Annotated in this window: 20 protein-coding genes; 11 read left to right on the top strand and 9 right to left on the bottom strand. The window is 72.5% G+C overall.

Features of this window, described 5'->3' with window-relative positions; translation table 11 throughout:
• Positions 1-30: 30 nt before the first annotated feature.
• Positions 31-2,256 (bottom strand): cellulose binding domain-containing protein, encoded by a 2,226-nt coding sequence (locus ACQEVZ_RS11370; RefSeq protein ID WP_433365062.1) that lies wholly within the window; start codon positions 2,254-2,256, stop codon positions 31-33.
• Between the two features lie 137 nt (positions 2,257-2,393).
• Complete coding sequence (locus tag ACQEVZ_RS11365; protein ID WP_344504404.1) at positions 2,394-3,692, bottom strand: ThuA domain-containing protein; 1,299 nt, start codon at positions 3,690-3,692, stop codon at positions 2,394-2,396.
• 169 nt (positions 3,693-3,861) lie between these two features.
• Here ACQEVZ_RS11365 and ACQEVZ_RS11360 point away from each other — a divergent pair, with 169 nt between their 5' ends.
• Complete coding sequence (locus tag ACQEVZ_RS11360) at positions 3,862-4,275, top strand: hypothetical protein (protein ID WP_433365058.1); 414 nt, start codon at positions 3,862-3,864, stop codon at positions 4,273-4,275.
• Positions 4,276-4,334: 59 nt separating this feature from the next.
• On the opposite strand, the gene ACQEVZ_RS11355 is transcribed toward ACQEVZ_RS11360, so the two are convergent.
• Positions 4,335-4,718: a winged helix-turn-helix transcriptional regulator gene (locus ACQEVZ_RS11355; protein ID WP_433365055.1), complete on the bottom strand. Its 384-nt coding sequence runs from the start codon at positions 4,716-4,718 to the stop codon at positions 4,335-4,337.
• A gap of 77 nt (positions 4,719-4,795) precedes the next feature.
• Between ACQEVZ_RS11355 and ACQEVZ_RS11350 the strand changes: the two genes are divergently transcribed.
• Positions 4,796-5,611, top strand: coding sequence for an SDR family NAD(P)-dependent oxidoreductase (locus ACQEVZ_RS11350; RefSeq protein WP_344504408.1), 816 nt, complete (start codon positions 4,796-4,798; stop codon positions 5,609-5,611).
• On the opposite strand, the gene ACQEVZ_RS11345 is transcribed toward ACQEVZ_RS11350, so the two are convergent.
• Entirely contained in the window at positions 5,599-6,141 is a 543-nt protein-coding gene (locus ACQEVZ_RS11345; protein WP_433365051.1) for a hypothetical protein, read from the bottom strand. The genes ACQEVZ_RS11350 and ACQEVZ_RS11345 overlap by 13 nt on opposite strands.
• A 436-nt stretch (positions 6,142-6,577) precedes the next feature.
• Here ACQEVZ_RS11345 and ACQEVZ_RS11340 point away from each other — a divergent pair, with 436 nt between their 5' ends.
• The 6 genes from ACQEVZ_RS11340 to ACQEVZ_RS11315 are packed head-to-tail and all read left to right on the top strand — an operon-like array spanning position 6,578 to position 12,673.
• Positions 6,578-7,543, top strand: a complete 966-nt coding sequence (locus ACQEVZ_RS11340) for an NAD-dependent epimerase/dehydratase family protein (protein ID WP_433365048.1) — start codon at positions 6,578-6,580, stop codon at positions 7,541-7,543.
• A 13-nt stretch (positions 7,544-7,556) separates the two neighbouring features.
• On the top strand, positions 7,557-8,531 hold the full coding sequence (locus ACQEVZ_RS11335; RefSeq protein WP_433365045.1) for a glycosyltransferase family 2 protein: 975 nt from the start codon (positions 7,557-7,559) through the stop codon (positions 8,529-8,531).
• Positions 8,528-9,712 carry an ATP-grasp domain-containing protein gene (locus tag ACQEVZ_RS11330; protein WP_433365042.1) on the top strand — a complete coding sequence of 395 codons (1,185 nt, stop codon included), beginning with the start codon at positions 8,528-8,530 and terminating at the stop codon, positions 9,710-9,712. The genes ACQEVZ_RS11335 and ACQEVZ_RS11330 overlap by 4 nt, the downstream gene beginning before the upstream one ends.
• Positions 9,709-10,374 carry a hypothetical protein gene (locus ACQEVZ_RS11325; protein ID WP_433365039.1) on the top strand — a complete coding sequence of 222 codons (666 nt, stop codon included), beginning with the start codon at positions 9,709-9,711 and terminating at the stop codon, positions 10,372-10,374. The genes ACQEVZ_RS11330 and ACQEVZ_RS11325 overlap by 4 nt, the downstream gene beginning before the upstream one ends.
• A complete protein-coding gene (locus tag ACQEVZ_RS11320; RefSeq protein WP_433365036.1) occupies positions 10,371-11,636 on the top strand; it encodes a hypothetical protein in 1,266 nt (421 codons plus the stop codon). The genes ACQEVZ_RS11325 and ACQEVZ_RS11320 overlap by 4 nt, the downstream gene beginning before the upstream one ends.
• An 8-nt stretch (positions 11,637-11,644) precedes the next feature.
• Positions 11,645-12,673: a hypothetical protein gene (locus ACQEVZ_RS11315; RefSeq protein WP_433365033.1), complete on the top strand. Its 1,029-nt coding sequence runs from the start codon at positions 11,645-11,647 to the stop codon at positions 12,671-12,673.
• A 67-nt stretch (positions 12,674-12,740) separates the two neighbouring features.
• Here ACQEVZ_RS11315 and ACQEVZ_RS11310 read toward each other — a convergent pair whose 3' ends face one another.
• Genes ACQEVZ_RS11310 through ACQEVZ_RS11300 form a run of 3 tightly spaced genes read right to left on the bottom strand, consistent with a single transcriptional unit; the run spans position 12,741 to position 15,208 of the window.
• A complete protein-coding gene (locus tag ACQEVZ_RS11310; protein ID WP_433365030.1) occupies positions 12,741-13,286 on the bottom strand; it encodes a GNAT family N-acetyltransferase in 546 nt (181 codons plus the stop codon).
• Positions 13,283-14,563 carry a phenylacetate--CoA ligase family protein gene (locus ACQEVZ_RS11305; RefSeq protein ID WP_433365027.1) on the bottom strand — a complete coding sequence of 427 codons (1,281 nt, stop codon included), beginning with the start codon at positions 14,561-14,563 and terminating at the stop codon, positions 13,283-13,285. Before ACQEVZ_RS11305 ends, ACQEVZ_RS11310 begins: the two co-directional genes overlap by 4 nt.
• A 36-nt stretch (positions 14,564-14,599) precedes the next feature.
• Entirely contained in the window at positions 14,600-15,208 is a 609-nt protein-coding gene (locus ACQEVZ_RS11300; protein WP_433365024.1) for a DinB family protein, read from the bottom strand.
• 193 nt (positions 15,209-15,401) lie between these two features.
• Between ACQEVZ_RS11300 and ACQEVZ_RS11295 the strand changes: the two genes are divergently transcribed.
• A complete protein-coding gene (locus ACQEVZ_RS11295) occupies positions 15,402-15,755 on the top strand; it encodes a histone-like nucleoid-structuring protein Lsr2 (protein ID WP_344504420.1) in 354 nt (117 codons plus the stop codon).
• Positions 15,756-15,852: 97 nt separating this feature from the next.
• Here ACQEVZ_RS11295 and ACQEVZ_RS11290 read toward each other — a convergent pair whose 3' ends face one another.
• Together ACQEVZ_RS11290 and ACQEVZ_RS11285 are read right to left on the bottom strand one after the other, a co-directional pair.
• Entirely contained in the window at positions 15,853-17,097 is a 1,245-nt protein-coding gene (locus ACQEVZ_RS11290; protein WP_433365020.1) for a multidrug effflux MFS transporter, read from the bottom strand.
• A gap of 2 nt (positions 17,098-17,099) precedes the next feature.
• Positions 17,100-19,013, bottom strand: a complete 1,914-nt coding sequence (locus ACQEVZ_RS11285; RefSeq protein WP_433365017.1) for an ABC transporter ATP-binding protein — start codon at positions 19,011-19,013, stop codon at positions 17,100-17,102.
• 79 nt (positions 19,014-19,092) lie between these two features.
• Between ACQEVZ_RS11285 and ACQEVZ_RS11280 the strand changes: the two genes are divergently transcribed.
• Both ACQEVZ_RS11280 and ACQEVZ_RS11275 read left to right on the top strand, forming a co-directional pair.
• Positions 19,093-20,193, top strand: coding sequence for a glycosyltransferase (locus ACQEVZ_RS11280; protein ID WP_344504423.1), 1,101 nt, complete (start codon positions 19,093-19,095; stop codon positions 20,191-20,193).
• Positions 20,194-20,236: 43 nt separating this feature from the next.
• Positions 20,237-21,175, top strand: a complete 939-nt coding sequence (locus tag ACQEVZ_RS11275; RefSeq protein WP_433365012.1) for a TIGR03557 family F420-dependent LLM class oxidoreductase — start codon at positions 20,237-20,239, stop codon at positions 21,173-21,175.
• Positions 21,176-21,183: the final 8 nt, after the last annotated feature.

Genomic DNA, 21,183 nt, shown 5'->3' with positions numbered 1-21,183 from the left:
ACAAGCTACCGCCCAGGTATGACAGGAACGCTAACGCACGTAGATGACGGGCGCCGGCGGCGTCGACATGCCGCTGCCGATGAAGTACGACGGGTGCGGCGGCTGGTTGTACGCCGTGTTCTGCCAGGCGATCGCGCACCGGTACTGCGGGTCGTGCATCAGCGTGAAGAGCCGCGTCGACGTCGGGTCGGGCGTGCTGTAGATGCGCAGCGCGGTGTTGTCCGACGTGGGCCAGATCACCTCCTCGCGCCAGTCGCCGAGGATGTCGCCGGACAGCGACGGCGTCGACTTCGTGCCGTTGTTGGAGTGCACGCCGGAGGCGGTCAGCAGCCGGGTGTCGCCGGAGGTGCCGTACTTGTCGATGTGGGTGCCGTCGAGGAGCTCCCGGGTCGTGTCGCCGTCCCACCAGGCGAGGAAGTTGGTCGAGCTCGGCTTGCGGGTGGAGACGACCGTGCCCTTGGGGTTGCGGACGCCGTCGGCGGCGGAGGACCACGACTCGGCGCCGGCGCTGCCGGCCCAGATGTCGCCGGACACGCCGCGGCCGTTGTCGCCGTTGGCCGGGGTGGTCCACAGGATCTGGCCGGTGCGCGCGTCGGCCATCCACGAGGAGGGCTTGCTGCCGTCCTCGTCGACCTTGAACTCCTCCAGGCCGGGGCGGGACGGGTCGAGGTCGCCGACGTGCAGGGTGTCGCCGTGGCCGTTGCCGGTGTTCCAGAGGCGGGCGCCGTTGTCGTCGACGGCCATCGACCCGTACACGATCTCGTCGCGGCCGTCCTGGTCGACGTCGGCGACGGAGAGCTGGTGGTTGCCCTGCCCGGCGTAGGCGCTGTTGCCGGAGCTGTTGCTGTCGAACGTCCAGCGCCGGGTCAGCGAGCCGTTGCGGAAGTCCCAGGCGACGATGACCGACCGGGTGTAGTACCCACGGGCCATGATCAGCGATGGGCGCTGCCCGTCGAGGTAGGCGGTGCCGGCCAGGAACCGGTCGACCCGGTTGCCGTAGCTGTCGCCCCACGACGAGACGGTGCCGCGCGGCACCACGTAGTCCACTGTGGACATGGCGGCGCCGGTGAGGCCGTTGAACATGGTGAGGAACTCGGGGCCGCTGAGCACGTAGCCGGAGCTGTTGCGGTAGTCGGCGGAGGCGTTGCCGATGACGCGGCCGGTGCCGTCGACCGTGGCGTCCGCGGTCTTCATGGCGACCTCGGCGCGGCCGTCGCCGTCGTAGTCGTACACCTGGAACTGCGTGTAGTGGGCGCCGGCCCGGATGTTGCGTCCGAGGTTGATCCGCCACAGGCGCTGCCCGTCCAGCCGGTACGCGTCGACGTACACGACGCCGGTGACACCGGACTGCGAGTTGTCCTTGGCGTCGGCGGGGTCCCACTTCAGCACGATCTCGTAGTCGCCGTCGCCGTCGAGGTCACCGACGGAGGCGTCGTTGGCGGTGTAGCCGGAGCCGGGCGAGGAGATCGGCACGTCGAGGTAGCCGTTGGCGAAGCGCAGCGACGCGGCCGACGCGGCCTGCTCGGTGCCGCCGACCACCGCGCGCACCGTGTAGGAGGCGTCCGCGGCGGCGCCGGCGTCGAGGTAGTCGGTGCCGGTGGTGACCGTCGCGATGCGGGTGCCGCCGCGGTACAGGTTGAACGCCGTCGACAGGGCCTCGGTGCCGAGCAGCCGCCAGGAGACGAGGTTGCCGCTGCCGGACCGCACGGAGATGAGGCCGCGGTCGAGATCCTCCATCTGCTTGGCGTTCCCCGCGGGCGGAGGCGGCGTGGAGGACGAGGGGGACGGCGATGAGGGGGACGGCGACGTCGCAGAGCCGGTGCACGTGACGCCGTTCAGCGAAAATCCAACAGGCGATGGATTGCTGCCCGTCCACGTGCCGTTGAAGCCGAACGACACGGTCGCCCCGGTCGCGATCGGCGCGTTGTAGCCGGCGTCCGTCGCGCGGGCCTGGCCGCCGCTGGTCGTGACGGTCGCGTTCCACGCCTGGGTGACGGTCTGTCCGGCCGGGAACGTCCACGCCAGGGTCCAGCCGTTCACGGCGTCGCCGAGGTTGGTGATGTCGACGTTCGCGCCGAAGCCGCCCTGCCAGGAGTTGGTCACGGTGTACGTGACGCGGCAGCCGGACGCGGCGGCCGAAGCCACGGTCACGGTGACGGCGGCCGCGGCGACGGCCACCGCGCCGGCCGCGACGATGGCGACGGCCCGCCGCCGATGGGGGATGAACCGCACGATCCGCTCCTCGCTGTACAACATGCGAACGGCGGTCGGGCGAGTGTCACAATGTCACAATTGCCCGACCCGGGACGGCGAGACCGTAGTCCCGGTGTCCAGGGCCGGGCAATGCATCACCACGCGTCAATGCTCGGAGCGGTCCGTGGAAGCCGAAACTTTCAGGACAGCCGGAAGGACTGCGCCGCCGTGCCGTTGCAGGTGTACTGCACGAGCTGCACACTGTCGGCGGTCGACGCGGCCGGGACATCCAGGCACTTGCCCGAGAGCCGGCTCACGAAGTGGTACCAGCCGCCGCCCTCGGCCACGGGCTGCCACTGCTGGTTGTTGCCGCCGCCGTAGGTCCACGTCTGGATCAGCGCGTTGTCGGCACTCGACACGTTGGTGACGTCCAGGGCCTGTGCGCTGTTGCCGCGGTTGTTGATGCGCACGAACCCACCGCTGGTCGGCTGGAACTGGAACTGCTGCGCGGTGGAGCCGTTGCACGTGTACTGCTGGATCGCCGTGCCGTTGGTGGTGCCGGCGGCCCGCGCGTCGACGCACTTCGACGAGTTCTTGTTGGTGACGCTGTACCAGGCGGTCGGCGAGATCGGTCCCGTGCTGGACGAAGGGGAAGCGGACGGCGTGGGCGACGACGACGGCGGGGTGGTGGAGGCGCCGGCGAGCCACAGGATGCCGTCGATGATCCAGCGGTTCTGGTCGGCGCTGGCGAACGTCGAGGACGTGCGGGTGTTGGTGGAGTAGTTCATGCCGTTGTGGCCGAAGTTGGCGTACAGCATCTTGTAGTTACGGTTCGTCCACAGGATCGGGTAGTAGCCGCTGTACCACGACTGGTTGGGGTCGGTGCCGACCGGGAAGCTGCTGGGGTCCACCGAGGCGAGGATGTCGATCGCGGGGTTCTGGCGCAGGTCGTTGCTCCACGAGTACCACTCGCTGACCGCGGACCGGAACGTGGCCGGCAGTCGTACCGTCGACGGGTGTGCCCGGTCCTCGACCTTCAGCGTGACCGCGGTCGGCCCCCACGTGTTGGTCCGGAACGCGCCCGAGCCGAGGAATGTGTTGTAGTACCAGCTCCACGAGCCGGGGTCGGTGGTGAACGCGCTGACGTGGAAGCCCATCCAGGCGCCGCCGTTGTTCATGTACTGCTGGAACGCGGCCCGCTGTCCCGACGGCGGCGCGTCGTCGAGGAACATGATGACTTTGTACTGGGCCAGGTTGCCGGTGTTGAGCCGGCTCCAGTCGGTGGTCGCCTCCCAGGTGAAGCCGTTCTGCGCGGCCTGCGCCGGGAACCAGTCCCGGGCCTCCTTGTCGAAGTCGATGTGGGCCGCGTCCCAGGTGCCGTTGTAGAAGGCGAGCACCTTGAACGGGGCGGCGGCGGCCAGGGCGGGCCTGATGACCAGGCCCACCCCCAGCGCGGTCACCAGGGCGAGCGCGGCGAGCACGAGGCGTCGCGCGCTCAAGGGGAGCTTCTTGAGCACGGGTGGTCCTTCGGTAGGCGGGAGGGGATGGGCGGATCCGCTCCCCTCGCATCATCAGCCATCGATGACGCCATCACAAGGTAAAGAGTCCTAATAGTTAAAGTAAGTCTCCAATTAAGTCGTCCGCGCAGGTGGCACTAGGGTGTGGGGCATGGACGCTGCCGCGCGCATCCGGACTGACAACGTGATGACGCTCTGGTTCGTGGGGCTCGGCCTGGCCGTGACCGCGGGGTTCGCCGCCTACGCCTTCGGCCCCTGGACGTGGGCGCTGTGCGGCGGCACGTGGTGCGGCCAGCGCGACATCCAGTTCCTTACTGCGTTCTTCCTGGCTGTGATCGTGGTGCCGCTGTTCGCCGCCGGCGTGGGGATCTCGCTCCTGGTGCGGGGCCTGCTCGTCCGCCGGCCCATGTCGCCGGCGGTGGCCGGCACCGTCGCCGCGCCGACTGGACCGTTGATGGTCGGTCTGGTGGCCGCCACCTACCCCACGCCCTGGTTCCCTTACGCCATCGTCGTTGCCGTCGGCGCCGTGCTGGTCGCGGTGATGACGCGGATCGCGCGGAGCTAGGCCGCCGGCTGCGGCCGCCGTAAGGGCGTGACCGCGAATTCGGCGAGTAGCGGGCGTCGCTAGCCGACGCGGCGTGGATTCGCGACCGCCCAGGCCGCCAGGGCCGACAACGGCTCCAGGAGGCTGACGCCGAGCGGGGTCAGCCGGTATTCGACGCTGGGCGGCAGGGTCGCGAACACCTCGCGCTCGACCAGCCCGTCGGCCTCGAGGGTGCGCAGGGTCCGGGTCAGCATCCGCTGGCTGATGCCCTCGACCGCGCGGTGCAGCTCGTTGAAGCGGAACGGCCGCCGCGCCAGCAACGACAGCGTCACCAGCGTCCACTTGTCGCCGAGCCGTCGCAGCAGCTCGGTGACCGGGCACTGCTCGTATTCGCCGGCCGGCACCGGCACCGGCAGGGCGTGCTCCCGGAGCGAGGTGGGCACACCGGTGTGCGCAGTGGACATCACAGTGCCTTCTTCCGCCGCCCCGGCCGTCGCGCCGAGGATGAGCCCGTCGGCAACCAACGGTAGTGGGGGCGCAGATGGGCGTGGTCGTGGTCAGTGGCGGCACGAACGGCATGGGGCGCGCGTTCGCCCTCGGGCGCGCCGAGCGCGGCGACCGGGTCGTCGTCGTGGGGCGCGACCGCGGCCGGGGCGAGGCGATGGCGGGCGGCGCGATCACGTTCCTGCCCGCGGACCTGAGCAGCGTCGCGGAGAACCGGCGGGTGGTCGAGGAGGTCCTCGCCGCGCACCCGGTGGTCGACGCCCTCGCGCTGTTCGCCAACGCCGTGTCGGCGCGGCGCGAGGTGACCGCCGACGGCCTCGAACGCACCTTCGCGCTGTACTACGTCAGCCGGTACCTGCTGAGCTTCGGTCTGCGGCCGGCCCTGGACCGCGCCGAGCACCCGGTGATCGTCAACGTCGCCGGCGTGGGGGTCACCAAGGGTGCCGTGCAATGGGCCGACCCGCAGCTGTCGACCGGCTATTCCACGGTACGGGCGCAGCTGCAGGCCGGGCGCGCCAACGACCTGCTCGGCGCGGGCTTCGCGCAACGGTCCGGCAGCCGCGCCCGGTACGTGCTCTACCACCCGGGCTTCACCCGCAGCGGCGACCGTTCGGGTCTGCCGCCGGTGGTCCGGGGGCTGCTCGCGGTCGCGTCGCTGGCGGCCCGGCCGGTGGCCGCCTCGGTGGGGCCGATCCACGGGTTCGTGGACGAGCCGCCGGCGGACGCGCTGACCGCGGTCGACCGGGACCGGCGCCTCCCGCCGGACTTCCCGACCCTGGACGCCGCGGCAGCCGCCCGGCTGATGGAGCTCACCGAGCGGCTGCTTGTCGGGGGCGAGGGTCAGGCGGCGTAGTCGACCAGGTCGCCGCTGTCGAGGACCGAGCGGAGCCGGGACAGGTCGATGCCCTTGTCCTGCATGCGTTTCACGACCTCGGTGGCGCTGCTGCCGCGCAGGGAACCGCTGTCGGTCTCCAGCAGGGTGCTGAGCTGTTGCAGCTTCGACTCGTCCGACAGGCCGGCGGCGCCGCCGCGGGGTGCGCCGGGCGGCGGGCCGGGCGTGCCCTTCTGCGCCGCGATCCGCTCGGCGACGGCGTCGTCGTCCTCCTCGACGGACGCGGAGACCGGGGTGGCCGCGCTCGCCGGCTTGCCGGCCTTGATCGCGGCGATCAGGTCGTCGTGCGAGACGCCCTGCTCCTCCGCGACCTTGGTGAGGCTCTGTCCGCTGTCCAGCTTGGACTTCAGCTGGTCGCCCGACAGGCCGAGCGCCTTGGACACCGCGCTCGTCGGGTCCTGGCCGTCCTTCGGTGGCGGTGGGGGTCGCAGCGCCGTCCGCTGGCTGGCGAACGAGCCCGAGATGCCGCTGATGCCGCTGATCGAGGTCACATGTGCTCCATCCGTGGTGCCGTGCAGCCGGGCACCGCTCGGCCCGACGGGGTCAACTTCGACCACCTCCGTGTGGGGCGGAGCGTTTGCCAGGGTTTTGCCAGGGATCACAGCGTTCCGGGAGGTGTCGCCGTCCGTGAGAGGCGCCAAAACCATCGCTTCACGTAAATTCCGCCGGATCGGGGGCAACGTCGGCAAAACGATGCCTCACATACGACTGAGTCAATAAATCTTTCCCCTCGGACTGTGATCACTGGCGCCTGGACGGTAGATTGCGACCGCGGCGTGAGGATTCGATCACTCGTGGCGAAGATCGCTGTCCGCATCGTGTTTGTGCTGTTCAACGGCGTTCCAGCGCGGGGCACCACTCCGTGGAGGGAGCCGCCGAAGCCTGCCGTGGGCGAGGACCCGCCCATCGAGTGATAGGAAACGGCCAATGAAGATCGGCGTGACCGGGGGTAATGGTTTCATCGGGCGGTACGTCTGCGAGGAGATCGAGGCACGAGGACATGAGGCGTTGGTATTCGATCACCACGCGCACGCCCGGCGCCGTGCGGAGGCGCCCGAGCGCGAGGTGATGCTCGGCGACATCCGCGACGCGACCGCCATGGTCGAGCTCGCCGCCCACTGTGACGGCATCATCCACCTCGCCGCCGTGCTCGGCACCCAGGAGACGATCCTGAACCCGCGCCCGGCCGCCGAGACGAACCTCGTCGGCGGGCTGAACTTCCTCGAGGCCGTCACCCAGTACCAGCTGCCGGGCGTCTACATCGGGGTCGGCAACCACTGGATGAACAACAGCTACTCCATCTCCAAGACCGCCGTCGAGCGGTTCGTGTCGATGTTCAACGCCGACCGCGGCAGCCGGGTCAACGTGGTGCGCGCCGTCAACGCGTACGGGCCGCGCCAGCTCGCCGCCGCGCCGTTCGGACCCGGCAAGGTCCGCAAGATCACCCCGGCGGTCGTCTGCCGCGCCCTGTGCGGGATGCCGGTCGAGCTCTACGGCGGCGGCCACCAGGTCTCCGACATGGTCTGGGTCGGCGACGTCGCCAAGGCGCTCGTCTCGGCGTTCGAGGCCGCCGAGGCCGGCACCGTCCTGGACCACGTGGTGGAGTGCGGCCCCGTCTCGTCGACCACGATCCGCCACGTCGCCGAGATCGTCATCGACCAGTGCGAGCGCAAGGGCTACCCGCGGGTCGAGATCGTGGACCTGCCGATGCGCCCCGGCGAGCAGGCCGGCGCCGTCGTCAGCGCGAACGCCGAGACGCTGCGCGCCGTCGGCATCGACCCCGCCGGTCTCGTGTCGCTCGAGACGGGCCTGGAGCGCACCGTCGACTGGTTCATCGCCACCCAGGGCGAGCACTGGACGGCCCCCGAGCCGCTCGCGCTCGCCGCCCGCTGAACCCGCCGGTCCCATGCACCCGTTAGGCCTCACCGCCGTCGTGCCCTGCTACGACGAGGCGGACAGCGTCGCGCAGACCCACGCCGAGATCGTGGCCGCGCTCGGCGGCTACGACCTGGAGATCCTCTTCGTCGACGACGGCAGCGGCGACGGCACGCTCGCGGAGATCCAGCGGCTCGCCGCCGCCGACGACCGCGTCCAGTACCTGTCGTTCAGCCGCAACTTCGGCTTCGAGGCGGCGTTCTCGGCCGGGTACAAGTACGCGCGGAAACCGTGGCTCGTGCACCTCGACGCCGACCTGCAGTTCCCGCCGACCGAGGTGCACCTGCTGGTGGAGCGGGCCCTGGAGGGCTTCGACGCCGTGTTCGGGGTGCGGCGCACCCGGCACGACCCGTGGCACCGCAGGTGGGGTGCCGCCTGCTACCACTGGCTCGGCCGGCGGCTGCGCATCCGTATCCCACCCGGCGCGACCACGTTCCGGGTGCTGCGCACCGAGCTCGCCCGGCGGGTCGTCGGGCTGCGCCTCGGCACGCCGTACTTCCTGGCCACCGTGCCGCTGCTCACGTCGAGGATCGCGACCGTGCCGGTCGAACACCGGGAACGCACCCGCGGCACGTCGAAGTTCCGCCTCGGGCGGCTCATCGGGCACGCGCTGGAGCTGTACGTCGCCTTCTCCCGCCGCGCCGTGCACTGGGTCGCGATCGTGCTGCTGCTCGCCGCGCTCCTGACGGCCGGGCTGGCGGCCACCGCGTTCGCCGGCTGGGTCGGCGTCGCGCCCGCGATCGGCGGCGCGCTGCTCGCGGAGTGCGTCGCGCTCGCCGGCGCCGCCGTCATGCTCCGCTACACGGTGCTCGTCGCCGACGCGCAGCCGCGCCCCGCCATGTTCTACATCCGCGAGGCGTCGATCCCGGTCGACGCCTCCGACGAGCTGTTCCCCGGCGCCAGAGCGGTGCCGCACATCCCCGTACAGCGTGGAGACGCCGCATGAAAAGCCTGCTGATCCTGGGCGCCGCCGACGGTGCGATGGCGACCTACCGCACCGCCCGGGCCCTCGGGTTCCGGACGATCGCCGTCGACCTGCGCGACACCGCGCCGGCCGTCGCGCTCGCCGACGAGCTGCTGCCCGTCAGCACCCGCGACGTCGCCGCCCTCAGCGAGATCCTGCGCCGGCGCACCGACGTCGCCGGGATCCTCGCCCCCAGCAGCGACATCGCACTGCCGACGCAGCTCGCGCTCGCCGAACGGTTCGGGCTGCCGTGCGGCCTCACCGAGGAGACCGTCGCGGCGTCGGTGGACAAGCGCCGCTTCCGCGCCGTCTGCGACGAGCTCGGCCTGCCCGGCTACCGCTGGATCGACGGCGCCGACTGGCGCGGCGCGGGCCTCACGTTCCCGCTCGTGGTCAAGCCCGCCGACGCGCAGAGCAGCCGCGGCGTGACCCGCTGCCCGGACGAGTCCACAGTGGACGCCGCGATCGCCGAGGCGGAACGCTTCTCGTACGGCGCCGGGATCGTCATCGAGGAAGAGGTCCAGGGGCAGCACTGCGGCTGCGAATGCGTCATCGACGGCGGACGGGTCGTCTTCATGGCCCTCACCGAACGCCGACTCACCCCGCCGCCGCAGGCGACCACCACCGCGCACCTGCTGCCCGCCGGCGTCCCCGACGGCACCCACGACGCGATCATCGCCGACGTCGACGCGATCTGCGCCCGGCTCGGCTACCGCCGCGGCCCGCTCAACCTCGACCTCGTCGTCGACGCCGACGGCCGGCCCCGGCTCATCGAGATGGGCGCCCGCACCGGCGGCGACCCCCTCGGCGAGCTCGCCAAGCACTGCTACGGCGTCGACCCGATCGAGGCGTCGATCAGCGTCGCCGTCGGCGCGCCGCTGCCACCGGTCCCGCCCGCCACGGTGCCGCACCCGGTGATGGTGCAGCTGCTGAACGCGGCGGACACCGGTACCCTCGCCGCGATCCACGGCGTCGAGGAGGCGCGCACCTGGCCGGAGGTGCTCAGGATCGCGCTGCTGGCCGAGCCGGGCCGGGCCGTCACCTCCACGATCGACCTCACCAGCAAGCTCGGCTACGCCCTGCTGACCGCCGACACCCCCGAACAGTTACGCGCCGCCGCCGACCGGCTGCTGTCGACGGTGCGCTTCGAGGTGCGGCCGTGAAGCGCTTCTTCGGCCTCGTCGCCGCCACGCTGGTCTCCGGGGTGCTGCTGGTGGCGCTCGCCCCGGACGGCAAGCAGCTCGACTCGCTGTGGCTGTTCCTGGCGTACCTGCTGCCGTTCGTCCTCGCCACGGAGACCATCGCCGCGCTGGACCCGGTGTGGCTGCGCCGGTGGCGGCTGCCCGAGGTCGTCGGGGTCCTCACGTTCACGGCCGTGTTCTGCGGCTTCGTCCCGCGCATGTTCGACCGGGTCATCGCGGACGACTTCGAGGGCTTCTACTCGCTGGTCCGGGTGCTCGCGCCGCTGCTGATCCTCGCGTTCGCGCTGCACCAGCGGCTGGGCGGCTCGGCGGCGGCGACCGTGCGCCGGATCTGCTACGCGAGCATCCTCGTCATGCTGTCAGGGCTGGAGGACCTGTCGTTCTGGCTGTGGCGCGGGCAGCCGGTGCCGCAACGGTGGGACTGGGCCGACCACATGACGGTCCGGCTCGGCCACGTCGCGAGTCGTACGGAGGCGTACGTCTTCATCGCCGCCCATCTCGTCGCCGCCGTCGCTGTGCTGTGCTGGCCGTCCCCGCCGCGCCTGGTGGGCCCGCCCGCGGGTGCCGGGCCGGCCCGCCGTGACACCGCCCGCGGCGGTGACTTCCTCGCCGACCGCTCATGACCCTGCTCGCACCGGAGGCCGAGCCGCGCACCACCGCCCCGGGCGGCGGGATGATGCTGGCGCTGTTCGCCGGCCGCGGCGCGTTCCGGGCGACCAGCCAGCTCGCGCCGCTGGTGCTCGCCGTGCCGTGGGGCGCGGCCCGCTTCGCCGACTACGCCGGCGCCGTCGGCGTGTCGGCGTGGACGGTGTTCGTCGCCTCCAGTGGCGAGAAGGCCGCCCTCAAGCTGGTGCCCCGCACCCGCCGCCTCGGCGGGTACATCGCCCGGGTCGTGCTGCGGGTCGCCGCGGTGCCGGTCACGGTGGCGGCGCTCGCGTTCACCGCCGCGTTCCTGTCGGGGCGCGACCAGCTCCGGGTGGTCGCCGCCGCGCTGCTGTGGTCCGCCGCGCTCGGCCTGCTCCAGCTCGCCGTCGGCCTGCACCGGGTCCGCGGCCACCCCCGCACCGACGCGGTCACGTTCGCCGCGATGACCGGCGCGCTGCTGACCCTGTCCGCCGTCACGTTCCACTTCGCGTGGCCGCCGCTGTGGCAGCTCACCATGCTGGCGGCGGCGGCCCTCACCGCCTCCGCGGTCCTGCTGTGGCGCCTCCCGGCCGGCTGGTCGGTGGCGGGCCGCGGCACCCGGGGTGTCGGGACCGCCGTGCGCCGCCGCCGGGTCGCCTGGCTGGTGCTGCGGACCTGCGTCCTGCTCGGCCTGCCCGAGCTGATCGCCAGCCTGAGCCTCGCCGTGTGCTACCTGATCCTGCGCATCGCCGGCCACGGCACCGAGAGCGGCCCCTTCTACGTCGCCGTGACCGCGTCGGGCTTCTGTTCGGCGGCGCTCACGTACCTGCTGCGCCTGCGCCAACCGGTGACGTCGCTACGGTTGCGCGGCCCCGCCGGCCGGGCGGGACGGGCGAAGGCGCGGCGGATCCTGCGGTTCGCGGTGCTGCTCTGCCTGCCGGGCGTGCCGCTGGTCGTGTTCCTGGCGCCGGGCACGCTGCTGCTCACCCTGCTGACCTGCCTGGAGACGCCGCTCTTCGCGCTCGTCGCCTACGCCGGCTACCTGGTGGAGAACACCGACGGCCGCTCGCCCCGCCTCACCGCGGCCGCCGCGGCCGTGGGGCTGGTCGTCGTCACGGTTTCGGCGGCGGTACTGGTCCCGCACGCCGCCTCGTCCGGCGCGATGGCGGCGCTGCTGCTGTCGGCCGGAGCGAGTGCCCTGAGTCTCGACGCCGGCCTCAGTGGAAGGTGGCGTCGCACAGTTCCACACGGGGGATCATGATGGTAGATGTGACAGCTGTCAGGGAGGGTCTGACGGTCGGACTGCACGACCCGGTCACCGACCCGGAGCCGGCCGACTGGGAGGCCCTGCGCGCCCGCGCCGGCCTGCGCGCCAACTGGGCCTGGCCGGTCATGCGGGCCGGGGTGCTGTCCGGCGCCGACCCGGTGCTGCTCGCGGTGCTGTCCGATGTGGAGGGCCCGGTGGGGCTGGTCGCCGCGTCGGTGGTGGCGCCGCGCCGCCGTGCCGCCGGAGCCTCCGCACCCGGGTTTCCCCGGGTTGGATATCTGCACGTGCAGGCGCCGCAGAGCAGTGCCGTGCCGGGATTCTGGTTCGCGTCGCCCGCGGTGGCGGAGCGGGCGTCGCTGGTGCGGGCGTTCCGGCGCGCGGCCCGGCGGACCCTCGGGCCGGGCGTCCGGGGGGCGCTGTGGCGGCAGCTCGGCGACGGCGACGACGCGTGGCTGCCGTGGCCGCGGTACACCAGAGACACCGAACCACTCGCTGTGCTGGACGCACCGGAGTCGGTCGACGCGTGGCTGGCCGGCCTGGGCCAGAAGCGCCGGGCGAGCGTGCGCCGCACCCAGCGGCTCGTCGCCGCCGACCCGGACCTTCAGGTGCGCACGGGCAGGGTCGGCGAGGTCGTCACCCCGGCGGAGCTCGCCCACCTGACCCGGCTCAACTTCGCCAAGCACGCGGCCGGCAGCGTCGAGCTGCGCAGTGGCCCCCGCTCGGAGGTGTGGCAGGCGGCGGTGGCCGGCCGTGCCGACGTGTGCGTCGTGGCGTACCGCGACGCCGCCGGCCGGCTCCTCGGCGCCGCGACGGTCCTGGACGACCCGGTCTGGCCGGTCTGGCTGTCGTGGGGCGCGCTGCCCGTGGAGGACGGCGGCCGGCGGCACCTGTACTTCGACCTGTTCCGCCGCCTCGTGGAGCGCGTCGTCGACCGCGGGGCGCGCGGCATGATCCTGGGTAAGGGCATGTCCGAGCTGAAGTCCGACCTCGGCGCGCACCTCGTCCCCCAGCACGGTGCCGTGACGGCCTGATCCCCACCTCGCCCGGCGCGGACCGGCTGGGTGGTGCGCGCCGGGCGAAGGTGGTGGGGGTTGAGCGTCACGCCGGGCTGAGTGCGTGGGTGGCCTGGTAGAGCAGGTCGGGGCCGTCCTCGCCGCCGTGGTCCAGGTGTGGGGCGCGGTGCAGGCCGATGCGGGTGGCGACGCGCTGGGACGCCACATTGGCCGGGCGGACGCGGGCCACCAAGGGGAGGTCCGGGCGGTGCTGGGCGGCCCAGGCGACGGCGGCCGCCGCGGCCTCGGCGGCGTAGCCCTGATGCCATGCGGTGGGTGCGAGGCGGTAGAACAGGTTCAGCGCCGGTTCGCCCCGCAGTGGCATGAACTTGAGGCCGCAGAAGCCGACCAGTGCCGGGGGTGCGGCGGCCGGCGCGGTCAGCATGGTCCAGTAGCCGAAACCGTGGCGGTCCCAGTGGGTCGTCCAGTGGTGCAGGCGTTCGAGCGCCTCGGAGCGGGTCCGCAGCCGGTCGCCCGGGTTGTGCAGGCAGGCGAGCGGGTCGCGGTGGACGTCGAGGATGGCGTCGACGTCACCGACCGCGGGGCGGCGCAGCAGGAGGCGCCCCGTCAGGATGTCGCCGGCGGGGGTCACCGCTGGAACTCTGAGACGACGAAGCGGCCCTTGCCGCCGGCGGTGAGCTCCAGCGCGTCGGCGTGGCGGACGTCGAGGTCGAAGGGCCGGCCGGCGGTGGTGTGCAGCCAGGCGCGGGCCTCGCGGGCGAGGTCGTCGAAGCCGCGGTCGGCGCGGCCGTCGGGGACGAGGAAGATGGTGATGTTGCCGGCGGAGTCCTGACGGACCATGCACTCGGCGACGCCGGGGGTGCTGATGGCCATGCCGATGAAGGTGCCGGCGTAGATGCGCTCGCCGTCGGGGAGGACGACGTAGTCGTCGGCGCGGCCCTTGGTCAGGTGCAGGCGGGCGAAGGTCCTGCCGCACGCGCAGTGGCCGGTGTGGCGGGTGGCGCGGTCGCCGAGCCAGTACCGCAGCAGCGGCATCGCGCGCTCGCGCCAGCCGGTGACGACCACGTGGCCTTCGGTGCCGTCGGGGACGGGGTGGCCGTCGGGGTCGACGATCTCGACGTGGACGCGGTCCTCGGCGACGTGGAGCTGGCCTTCGGCGCAGTCGTACGCGATGTGCATGAGCTCGTAGGCGGAGTACTCGTTGAAGATCGGCACGCCGAAGCCCTCGGTGAGCTGGTGGCGGACCTCGGGGGTCAGCAGCTCCGACTCGGTGAAGACGGCGCGCAGCGTGCGGCGCAGCGTCGTGAGCTCGGTGGGGCGCATGCCGCGCAGCAGGTCGCGGAGCAGCACCGGATATCCGATGACCGCGTGCGGGCGCTCGCGCAGCAGGTGCTCGACCCTGGTGCGGACGGGCAGCGCGCTGAGCACGACGGCGCGGCGGAAGATGCCGAGTTTCTGGTACCAGGCGGTGTCGAGCGGGAACGGCTTGAAGTGCACCAGGCGTGACCAGGGCCGGTAGCGCCCGCCGGCGGCGGCGAAGCGGCGGATGTTGCAGGCGCGGTCGTGGGCGTAGTTGGCGGGGTCGTGCCACGCCTCGAGGATCTGCCCGCTGGTGCCGCTGGTGGTGTAGACGGTGACGGCGTCGCGGGTGTAGGCCGGGTCGCGGAACCGGTCCTCACCGAGCGCGAGCACGTCGGCCTTGCGGAGCATGGGCAGGCGCGCGAAGTCGGCGAAGTCGTGTGGGGTTCCGATGTCGTACCGGTCGCCGCCGTAGGCCGGGACGCGGGTGCGCGCGTGGTCGAGCGCGTCCCGCAGCCCGGCCAGGGTCAACCGGTCGAGCGTGCCCCGGTCATGGTGCTGCGCGCGCAGCACGGACCGAACGGAAAGAAGGCCATCGATCGTCGACATGCCCGGAAGTCTTCCAGACCGGGCCCTGGATCGATGTCACGAACTCGTCGCGGCGAGCCGGTCGGTGCGTTGTGCCGCGCCGGTCGCCCGGAACAGGTCCCGCAGCACTCCGATCTCGCCGCCGTGGTGCATCGTCTCGCGGTTGACGTGCGCGATCAGGGCCGCCATCGGGTCCGCGGAGAAATAGGCGCCCTTCGGTCCCAATGGCGCGCTCAGTGCGGCCTCGTCGAGTGCGGAAACGTGCCCGTGCCACTCGCGGTAACTGGCGTCCAGGAACGCGACGGCGTCCTCCGCGGTGTGCGGCAGATCCGCCGGCACGTGCCGCGGGTCGAACATGTCGGCGCCGTCGCCGGCACTTCCGTCCCTGAAGAACGTGCTGCTCCGGATCACGAAACAACCGACGGCGATGTGCATCATGCGCCATGCGATGGTCGTGACCGGCGCTGGGTCCGCGTCGCGGCTGCCGGGCTCGACGCGGTAATTCCCGTCGGCGTCCGGGCGGACCGACAGGCAGCCCGCCACCGGTTCCCAGAAGTATTCCTCGTCGGTGAGGCCGTCCAGCCTGGGTCGCAGATGCGCGTCCCAGTAGAACGCCAACTGGCCCGTGAGCAGGTCGCCCCAATCGGGTGTGGAAGTGTTCGTCATGGGTAGAGTCTCGCCGATGCCGGGATCAGGCGCAGCGACCCACCCGGGTCGTAATTGGACCGACACGATCGGTGATCGTGCCTATTTGAAACCGAGCGGACTTCAAATCCGCAGAATGGGCGATACTATTTTCTGCGATGGCAGCCGTTCGGTCGCCGCCGTCACCCGTTTCCGTTGCCGAGGAGGCGCCGTCATGGCCAAGCGCGTCATTCAAGAACTGATCGACGACTTGGACGGCAAGCCGGCCGACGAGAGCGTGCAGTTCGGCCTCGACGGCGTGCAGTATGCGATCGACCTGTCGAAGAAGAACGCCGAGAAACTGCGCGCCGCGTTGAAGCCCTACATTTCCGCTGGCACGAAGGTCGGGCGTGGCGGGGCGCCCGCGGCCCGGTCCGGTTCGGGCCGCGGGCGGGGTGCCAGCCGGGGTGACCGCGACCAGAACCGGGCCATCCGCGAGTGGGCGCTGGGCGCCGGCTACCAGGTCTCCGACCGGGGCCGGATCAAGCAGGAGATCGTCGACCAGTACCACGCCGCCGCCGGCCGCTGACCACCGTCGTCGCCGGCCGCTGCCACGAGCCGTGCATGATCGAACAACGGATCCGGCCGTCATCACGACCGGATCCGTCATTCGATCAACGGCTTGATCAGTGGGCGGCGGCAAGGGCCGGCTCCGCGGCGTCGTCCGTGGTCACCGGCAGGGAGCCGGGGCGGACGACCAGCAACAGGGTCACGGTCGCGGTGAGCATGCCGCCGGCGATCACCACCGCCATCGCCGTCGCGCCGGTGCCGAGCACGCCGACCAGCGGGGCCGCGACCGCGCCGACCCCGAACTGGACCGCCCCGAGCAGCGCCGCCGCCGTCCCCGCCGCCTCGCCGTGGCGGGACATGGCGAGCGCCGGGGCGTTGGGCAGGGCCAGGCCCGCCGCGGTGAGGACCGCCCACAGCGCCGCCAGCAGGGCGGGCAGCCCGCCGAGGCCGGTGGCGGCCAGGAGGACCATGACCGCTCCGGCGAGCGTGCCACCCGCCAGGGCCGACACGAGGATGCGCTGCGGCGAGTACCGGCGCAACAGCCGCACGTTGTACTGCGTGCCGCCGATCAGTCCGACGGCGCCGGCGCCGAAGGCCAGCCCGAACTGCGCTTCGCTCAGTCCGTACACCTGCTGCAGGACGAACGAGGAGCCGCCGACGTAGGCGAAGAGCGCCGCCATCGCGAACCCCGCCACGAGCACCAGGCCGACGAAGATCCGGTCGCGCAGCAGGGAGCCGTAGACGCGCAGGACGCCGGTGACGCGGCCGGAGCGGCGGCGGGCCGGCGGGAGGGTCTCGGGCAGGGCGAGCGCCGCCAGGGTGCTGAGCAGGACCCCGAACACGGCGAGCACCACGAAGACCCCGCGCCACTCGGTCCAGCGCAGCACGGCGCTGCCGAGGGTGGGCGCGAGGATCGGGGCGGCGCCCATGACCAGCATCAGGCGGGAGAACAGGCGGGCGAACGCGGCGCCGCTGAACAGGTCGCGCACGATCGCCATCGCGACGACCGACGACGCGGCGACGCCGAGGCCCTGCAGCACCCGCAGGCCGCCGAGGACGCCGACGTTGGGGGCGAACACGCAGGCGACCGACGCGAGCACGTGCAGGACGAGGCCGGCGAGCAGCGGCAGCCGGCGGCCGGCCGCGTCGGACCAGGGGCCGATGGCGAGCTGGCCGAGCGCCAGGCCCGCGAGGGTGCCGGTGAGGGTGAGCTGCACCGCCGTCGAGGTGGTGTGCAGGTCGCCGGTGATGCTCGGCAGCGCCGGCAGGTACATGTCGATGGTCAGCGGGCCGATCGCGATGAGCGAGCCGAGGACGAGCACAAGTCTGAGTTCATGAGCGGCAGCTCGGGCGGGGTTCACGGTCACATCCTGTGGTCAAGCGTTTGGACAGACGTTTCATTCCCCTGATACGCGGTCGCCTGGAGCGCGTACAGCTGGGCGTAGAGGCCGCCGGTGGCGGTCAGCTCGTCGTGCGTGCCCTCCTCGACCAGGGTGCCGTGGTCGAGGACGAAGATCCGGTCGACCTCCCGGACGCTCGCCATGCGGTGCGTGATCAGCACCACGGTCCGCCCGGCGGCGAGCTCCCGCAGCCGGCCGTAGACGGCGTGCTCGGCGCGGGCGTCGAGGTTCGCGGTCGGCTCGTCGCAGATCAGCAGCGGCGCGTCGCGGAAGAACGCGCGGGCGATCGCGAGGCGCTGCCACTGGCCGCCGGACAGCTCCGCACCGTCGTTGAAGTGCCTGGACAGCAGCGTCTGGTACTGGCGGGGCAGCTCCACGATGAAGTCGTGGGCGTCGCCGCGGCCGGCGGCGGCCTCGATCTCGGCCTGGGTCGTGACCCGGTCGTGCCGGCCGGCCGTGATGTTCTCCGCCGCGGACAGCGGCCAGTTGGTCGGGTCCTGCATGACGACCGCGACGTGCTCCCGGACGCTGTCGGGGTCGCGCCCGGCCAGGTCGGCGCCGTCCCACGCGATGACGCCGCTGTCCGGCCGGTACAGCGCGGCGAGCAGCTTCGCGAGGGTGGACTTGCCGGACCCGTTCTCGCCGACGAGCGCGATCGTCTGCCCGCGGCGGATGGTCAGGCTCACGCCGGACACCGCGGGCCGCTGCGCGCCGGGGTAGGTGAAGGTGACGCCGTCCAGGGTCAGCGTCTCGAAGCCGGCCGGCGCGGGCGGCAGGTCGAGGGGCTCGGAGCGGGCGGTGGCGAGCGCGCGGAAGGACTCGTAGTCGCCGAAGTAGAGGCCCTGCTCGTAGAGGTGGTTCACCGCGAACGCGACCTGGGTGAGCGCGTTGATGCCGGTGCTGATCGCGTACGCCGCGGCGCCGCCGACGGCGATGTCCATCCGGCCGGTCAGCAGCAGCCCGAGGAGGGCGGCGTACGCGGCGCCGGTCGCGAGCGCGCCGAGCGCGTGACCGATGAGGTTGGTGCGGACCTGCGCGGACGACACCTTGATCTGTTCGCGGGTCACCGCGTCGAGGAGGCGCCGGACCTCGGCCAGCAGGTACCGCTGCAGGGTGAACGCGCGCAGCTCGCCGGCCTGGTCCCGCTCGGCGAGCAGCTCCGACAGCATCCACTTGCGCCGCCACACGGCGATGAGGCGCAGCTGCTGGCGGTACCCGAGGCGGGCGGAGCGCACGGCGGCCCAGAAGTTCGGCACGACGGCGAGCACCAGCAGCGGCAGCAGGATCGGGTGGAGCACGGCGAGGACCCCGGCGGCCGCGGCGAGCGACACGACGTTGGTGCCGAGCTCGATGGCGTGGTCGACGACCCGTTGCGCGGCGTCGATGCCGCGGTCGCGGGCCCGCTGCATCCGGTCGCGCCAGTCCGCGTCGTCGAACGTCGCCAGGTCGACCCGGGTGGTCAGCTCCAGCAGCCGCAGCTCGGCGGCCTCGTACACCTGCGGCGACAGCCTGCCCTGTGCCGCGGTCGCCGCCGCGGCCAGCAGCGTGCGGGCGGCGCCGGCGGCGACCATGACCAGCAGCGACGGCACGGCGGCGCGGATCCGGTCGGGGGTGGGGCCCTCGCGCAGCAGCCCGTCGAGGACGCCGACGACGTTGACGAGGCCGACGCCGGAGGCGACCCCGGCGGCGAGGTTGCCCACCACGACGACGGCGGTGGTGCGCCGGTCGGTCCGCCACGCCAGGCGCCACGCCTGCAGCAGCAGCCCCGGCAGCCGGCGCACCATCCGGCCGAACGACGCCGACGCCGCCTCGGCCGTGGCCGTCAACCAGTAGGGGACCGCGAGATCGTCCGCCGGGTCGGCACTTTCGATCGCCATCCATCTATGGTGCCTCGCGCAGGTAAACGCTCAGGTCGGCCGGACGGCCGCCGATCGGGCGGAGGTGAACCTTGCCGCGGTGCTGATCGTGCGTGACTCGGCCGCCATGCTGGACCGGTGCCTGACGTCGCTGCGTGGGGTCGTCGACCTCATCCACGTGCACGACACCGGCTCGAAGGACGACACCCCGGCCATCGCGGCCGCGCTCGACGCCGTCGTCAGCCACGGCACCTGGACCGGCGACTTCGCCGCCGCCCGCAACACCGCGCTCGCCGAGGCGGCCGCCGCCCGCGGCGCCCCGTGGACGCCGGCGGACTGGGTGCTCAGCATCGACGCCGACGACCGGGCCGTCGCCGTGCCGGGCAAGCTCCGCGAGGTCCTGGCCGCGACGACCGCCGACGCGCTGCTGGTCGACATCGACAACGCCCACGACGAGCTGCCCTACACGTTCCGCACGGCCCGGCTCTTCCGCCCGGCGCAGCTGCGGTGGCAGGGGCGGGTGCACGAGCACCTGGTCCGCATCGCGGGCGGCGCCGCGCCGGACGTGTTCGTCGACCGCGGGCACGGCACCGGCGTCGGCACCGGCCACCTGCAGGCGACGGGCACAGTGCAGGGGATCGGGATCGCGGAGTGGCCGTCGGCGCCACGCGATGCGATCCGCCTGGAGCATCAGGGGTACGCGGACCCGGACGAACGGCGCAGCAAGGCCGAACGCAATGTCGAGCTGGCCCAGGCGATGCTGGACGGGATCGCCGACGGCTCCGCGGACGGCGCCCGGGACCCGGTGCGGGTCGCGGACATCCTGCTGGACCTGGGGCGCAGCCTCGTCGGGGCGGGCCGCACCCAGGACGCCGTCGACGCGTTCGAGACGCTGCGGGAGCTGGCGCCCGGCACCCGGCAGTGGGTCCTCGGCACCGACGCGCTCGCCCGGCTGCTGCTCGGCGCCGGCATGGACGAGGCGGTGCTGGTGCTGACCGCGCAGCTGCGCGGCGCCGGCGTCGCCCGCGACTACTGCGACTGGCTCGACGCGCAGGCCCTGGCCCAGCTCGGCGACGTCGCCGAGGCGTGGCGGCTGCTGCAGCCGGTGCAGCGGGTCGTGGACCCCGCCGGCCGGGTGTACCCGCCGGAGCACCTGGCGGAGCTCAAGCGCCTGGTGGACCGGCTGCACGCCATGTCCTGACGCTCGGTGCGTCGATCGTGGCGGGCTGGGTATGGGTGAGGGCATGCGAATCGGCTACTTCCTGTCCTGCGAGGAGTACACCCCGGCGCAGCTGGTCGAGCAGGCGAAGCTCGCCCAGGACGCCGGCTTCACCGGGCTGTGGATCTCCGACCACTACCATCCGTGGAACGACGCGCAGGGGCAGAGCCCGTTCGTCTGGTCGTTGATCGGCGCCCTGAGCCAGGTCGTCACGATCCCGGTCACGACGGCGGTCACCTGCCCGATCATGCGCATCCACCCGGCGGTCGTCGCGCAGGCCGCGGCGACGAGCGCGGTCCTGCACGAGGGCCGGTTCGTCCTCGGCGTCGGCACCGGCGAGGCGCTCAACGAGCACATCCACGGCGACGCGTGGCCGGGCGCGGCCGAGCGCCTGGAGATGCTCGACGAGGCCGTCGCCGTGATGCGGGAGCTGTGGGAGGGCGGGTTCGTCAGCCACCGCGGCACCCACTACACCGTCGAGCAGGCCCAGGTGTACACGCGCCCGGAGACCCCGCCGAAGGTGTACATGTCGGCGTTCGGGCCGAAGGCCCTGGAGCTCGCCGGACGGATCGCGGACGGGTTCATGTCCGTGGCGCCCGTCGCGGAGCACGTCGAGGCGTTCCGCAAGGGCGGCGGCGGTGACAAGCCGGTGCAGGGCGGCTTCAAGGCCTGCTACGCGCCGAGCGAGGACGCCGCGGTGCGGATCGCGCACGAACTGTGGGCCAACGCGAGCGTCCCCGGCGAGCTGTCGCAGGTGCTGCCGTCGCCGAAGCACTTCGAGCAGGCATCGCAACTGGTCACGCCGGACATGACCCGTGAGGCGATCGCCTGCGGGCCGGACCCGGCGAAGCAGGCGGCGCGGCTCAAGCAGTACGAGGACGCCGGCTTCGACGAGGTGTACGTGGCGAACGTCGGACCGCACTACGCCGAGCTCATCGACCTGTACAAGCGCGAATTCCTGTGATTGGGGGA

Origin of the sequence: Dactylosporangium sp. CA-152071 (assembly GCF_050936335.1) — a bacterium.
In the GTDB taxonomy this organism is placed as follows: domain Bacteria; phylum Actinomycetota; class Actinomycetes; order Mycobacteriales; family Micromonosporaceae; genus Dactylosporangium; species Dactylosporangium maewongense.
Note: the sequence above shows the minus strand (reverse complement) of the source record. Positions and strands in the feature narration are given on the sequence as shown.

Bases quoted from the DNA above. Each gene is read 5' to 3' on its own strand.
- ACQEVZ_RS11320 (WP_433365036.1), top strand. From the start codon at position 10,371: ATGACCCTGCTCGCACCGGAGGCCGAGCCGCGCACCACCGCCCCGGGC.
- ACQEVZ_RS11330 (WP_433365042.1), top strand. From the start codon at position 8,528: ATGAAAAGCCTGCTGATCCTGGGCGCCGCCGACGGTGCGATGGCGACC.
- ACQEVZ_RS11370 (WP_433365062.1), bottom strand. From the start codon at position 2,256: ATGTTGTACAGCGAGGAGCGGATCGTGCGGTTCATCCCCCATCGGCGG.
- ACQEVZ_RS11300 (WP_433365024.1), bottom strand. From the start codon at position 15,208: ATGACGAACACTTCCACACCCGATTGGGGCGACCTGCTCACGGGCCAG.
- ACQEVZ_RS11355 (WP_433365055.1), bottom strand. From the start codon at position 4,718: ATGTCCACTGCGCACACCGGTGTGCCCACCTCGCTCCGGGAGCACGCC.
- ACQEVZ_RS11295 (WP_344504420.1), top strand. From the start codon at position 15,402: ATGGCCAAGCGCGTCATTCAAGAACTGATCGACGACTTGGACGGCAAG.
- ACQEVZ_RS11350 (WP_344504408.1), top strand. From the start codon at position 4,796: ATGGGCGTGGTCGTGGTCAGTGGCGGCACGAACGGCATGGGGCGCGCG.
- ACQEVZ_RS11305 (WP_433365027.1), bottom strand. From the start codon at position 14,563: ATGTCGACGATCGATGGCCTTCTTTCCGTTCGGTCCGTGCTGCGCGCG.
- ACQEVZ_RS11360 (WP_433365058.1), top strand. From the start codon at position 3,862: ATGGACGCTGCCGCGCGCATCCGGACTGACAACGTGATGACGCTCTGG.
- ACQEVZ_RS11285 (WP_433365017.1), bottom strand. From the start codon at position 19,013: ATGGCGATCGAAAGTGCCGACCCGGCGGACGATCTCGCGGTCCCCTAC.
- ACQEVZ_RS11335 (WP_433365045.1), top strand. From the start codon at position 7,557: ATGCACCCGTTAGGCCTCACCGCCGTCGTGCCCTGCTACGACGAGGCG.
- ACQEVZ_RS11340 (WP_433365048.1), top strand. From the start codon at position 6,578: ATGAAGATCGGCGTGACCGGGGGTAATGGTTTCATCGGGCGGTACGTC.
- ACQEVZ_RS11275 (WP_433365012.1), top strand. From the start codon at position 20,237: ATGCGAATCGGCTACTTCCTGTCCTGCGAGGAGTACACCCCGGCGCAG.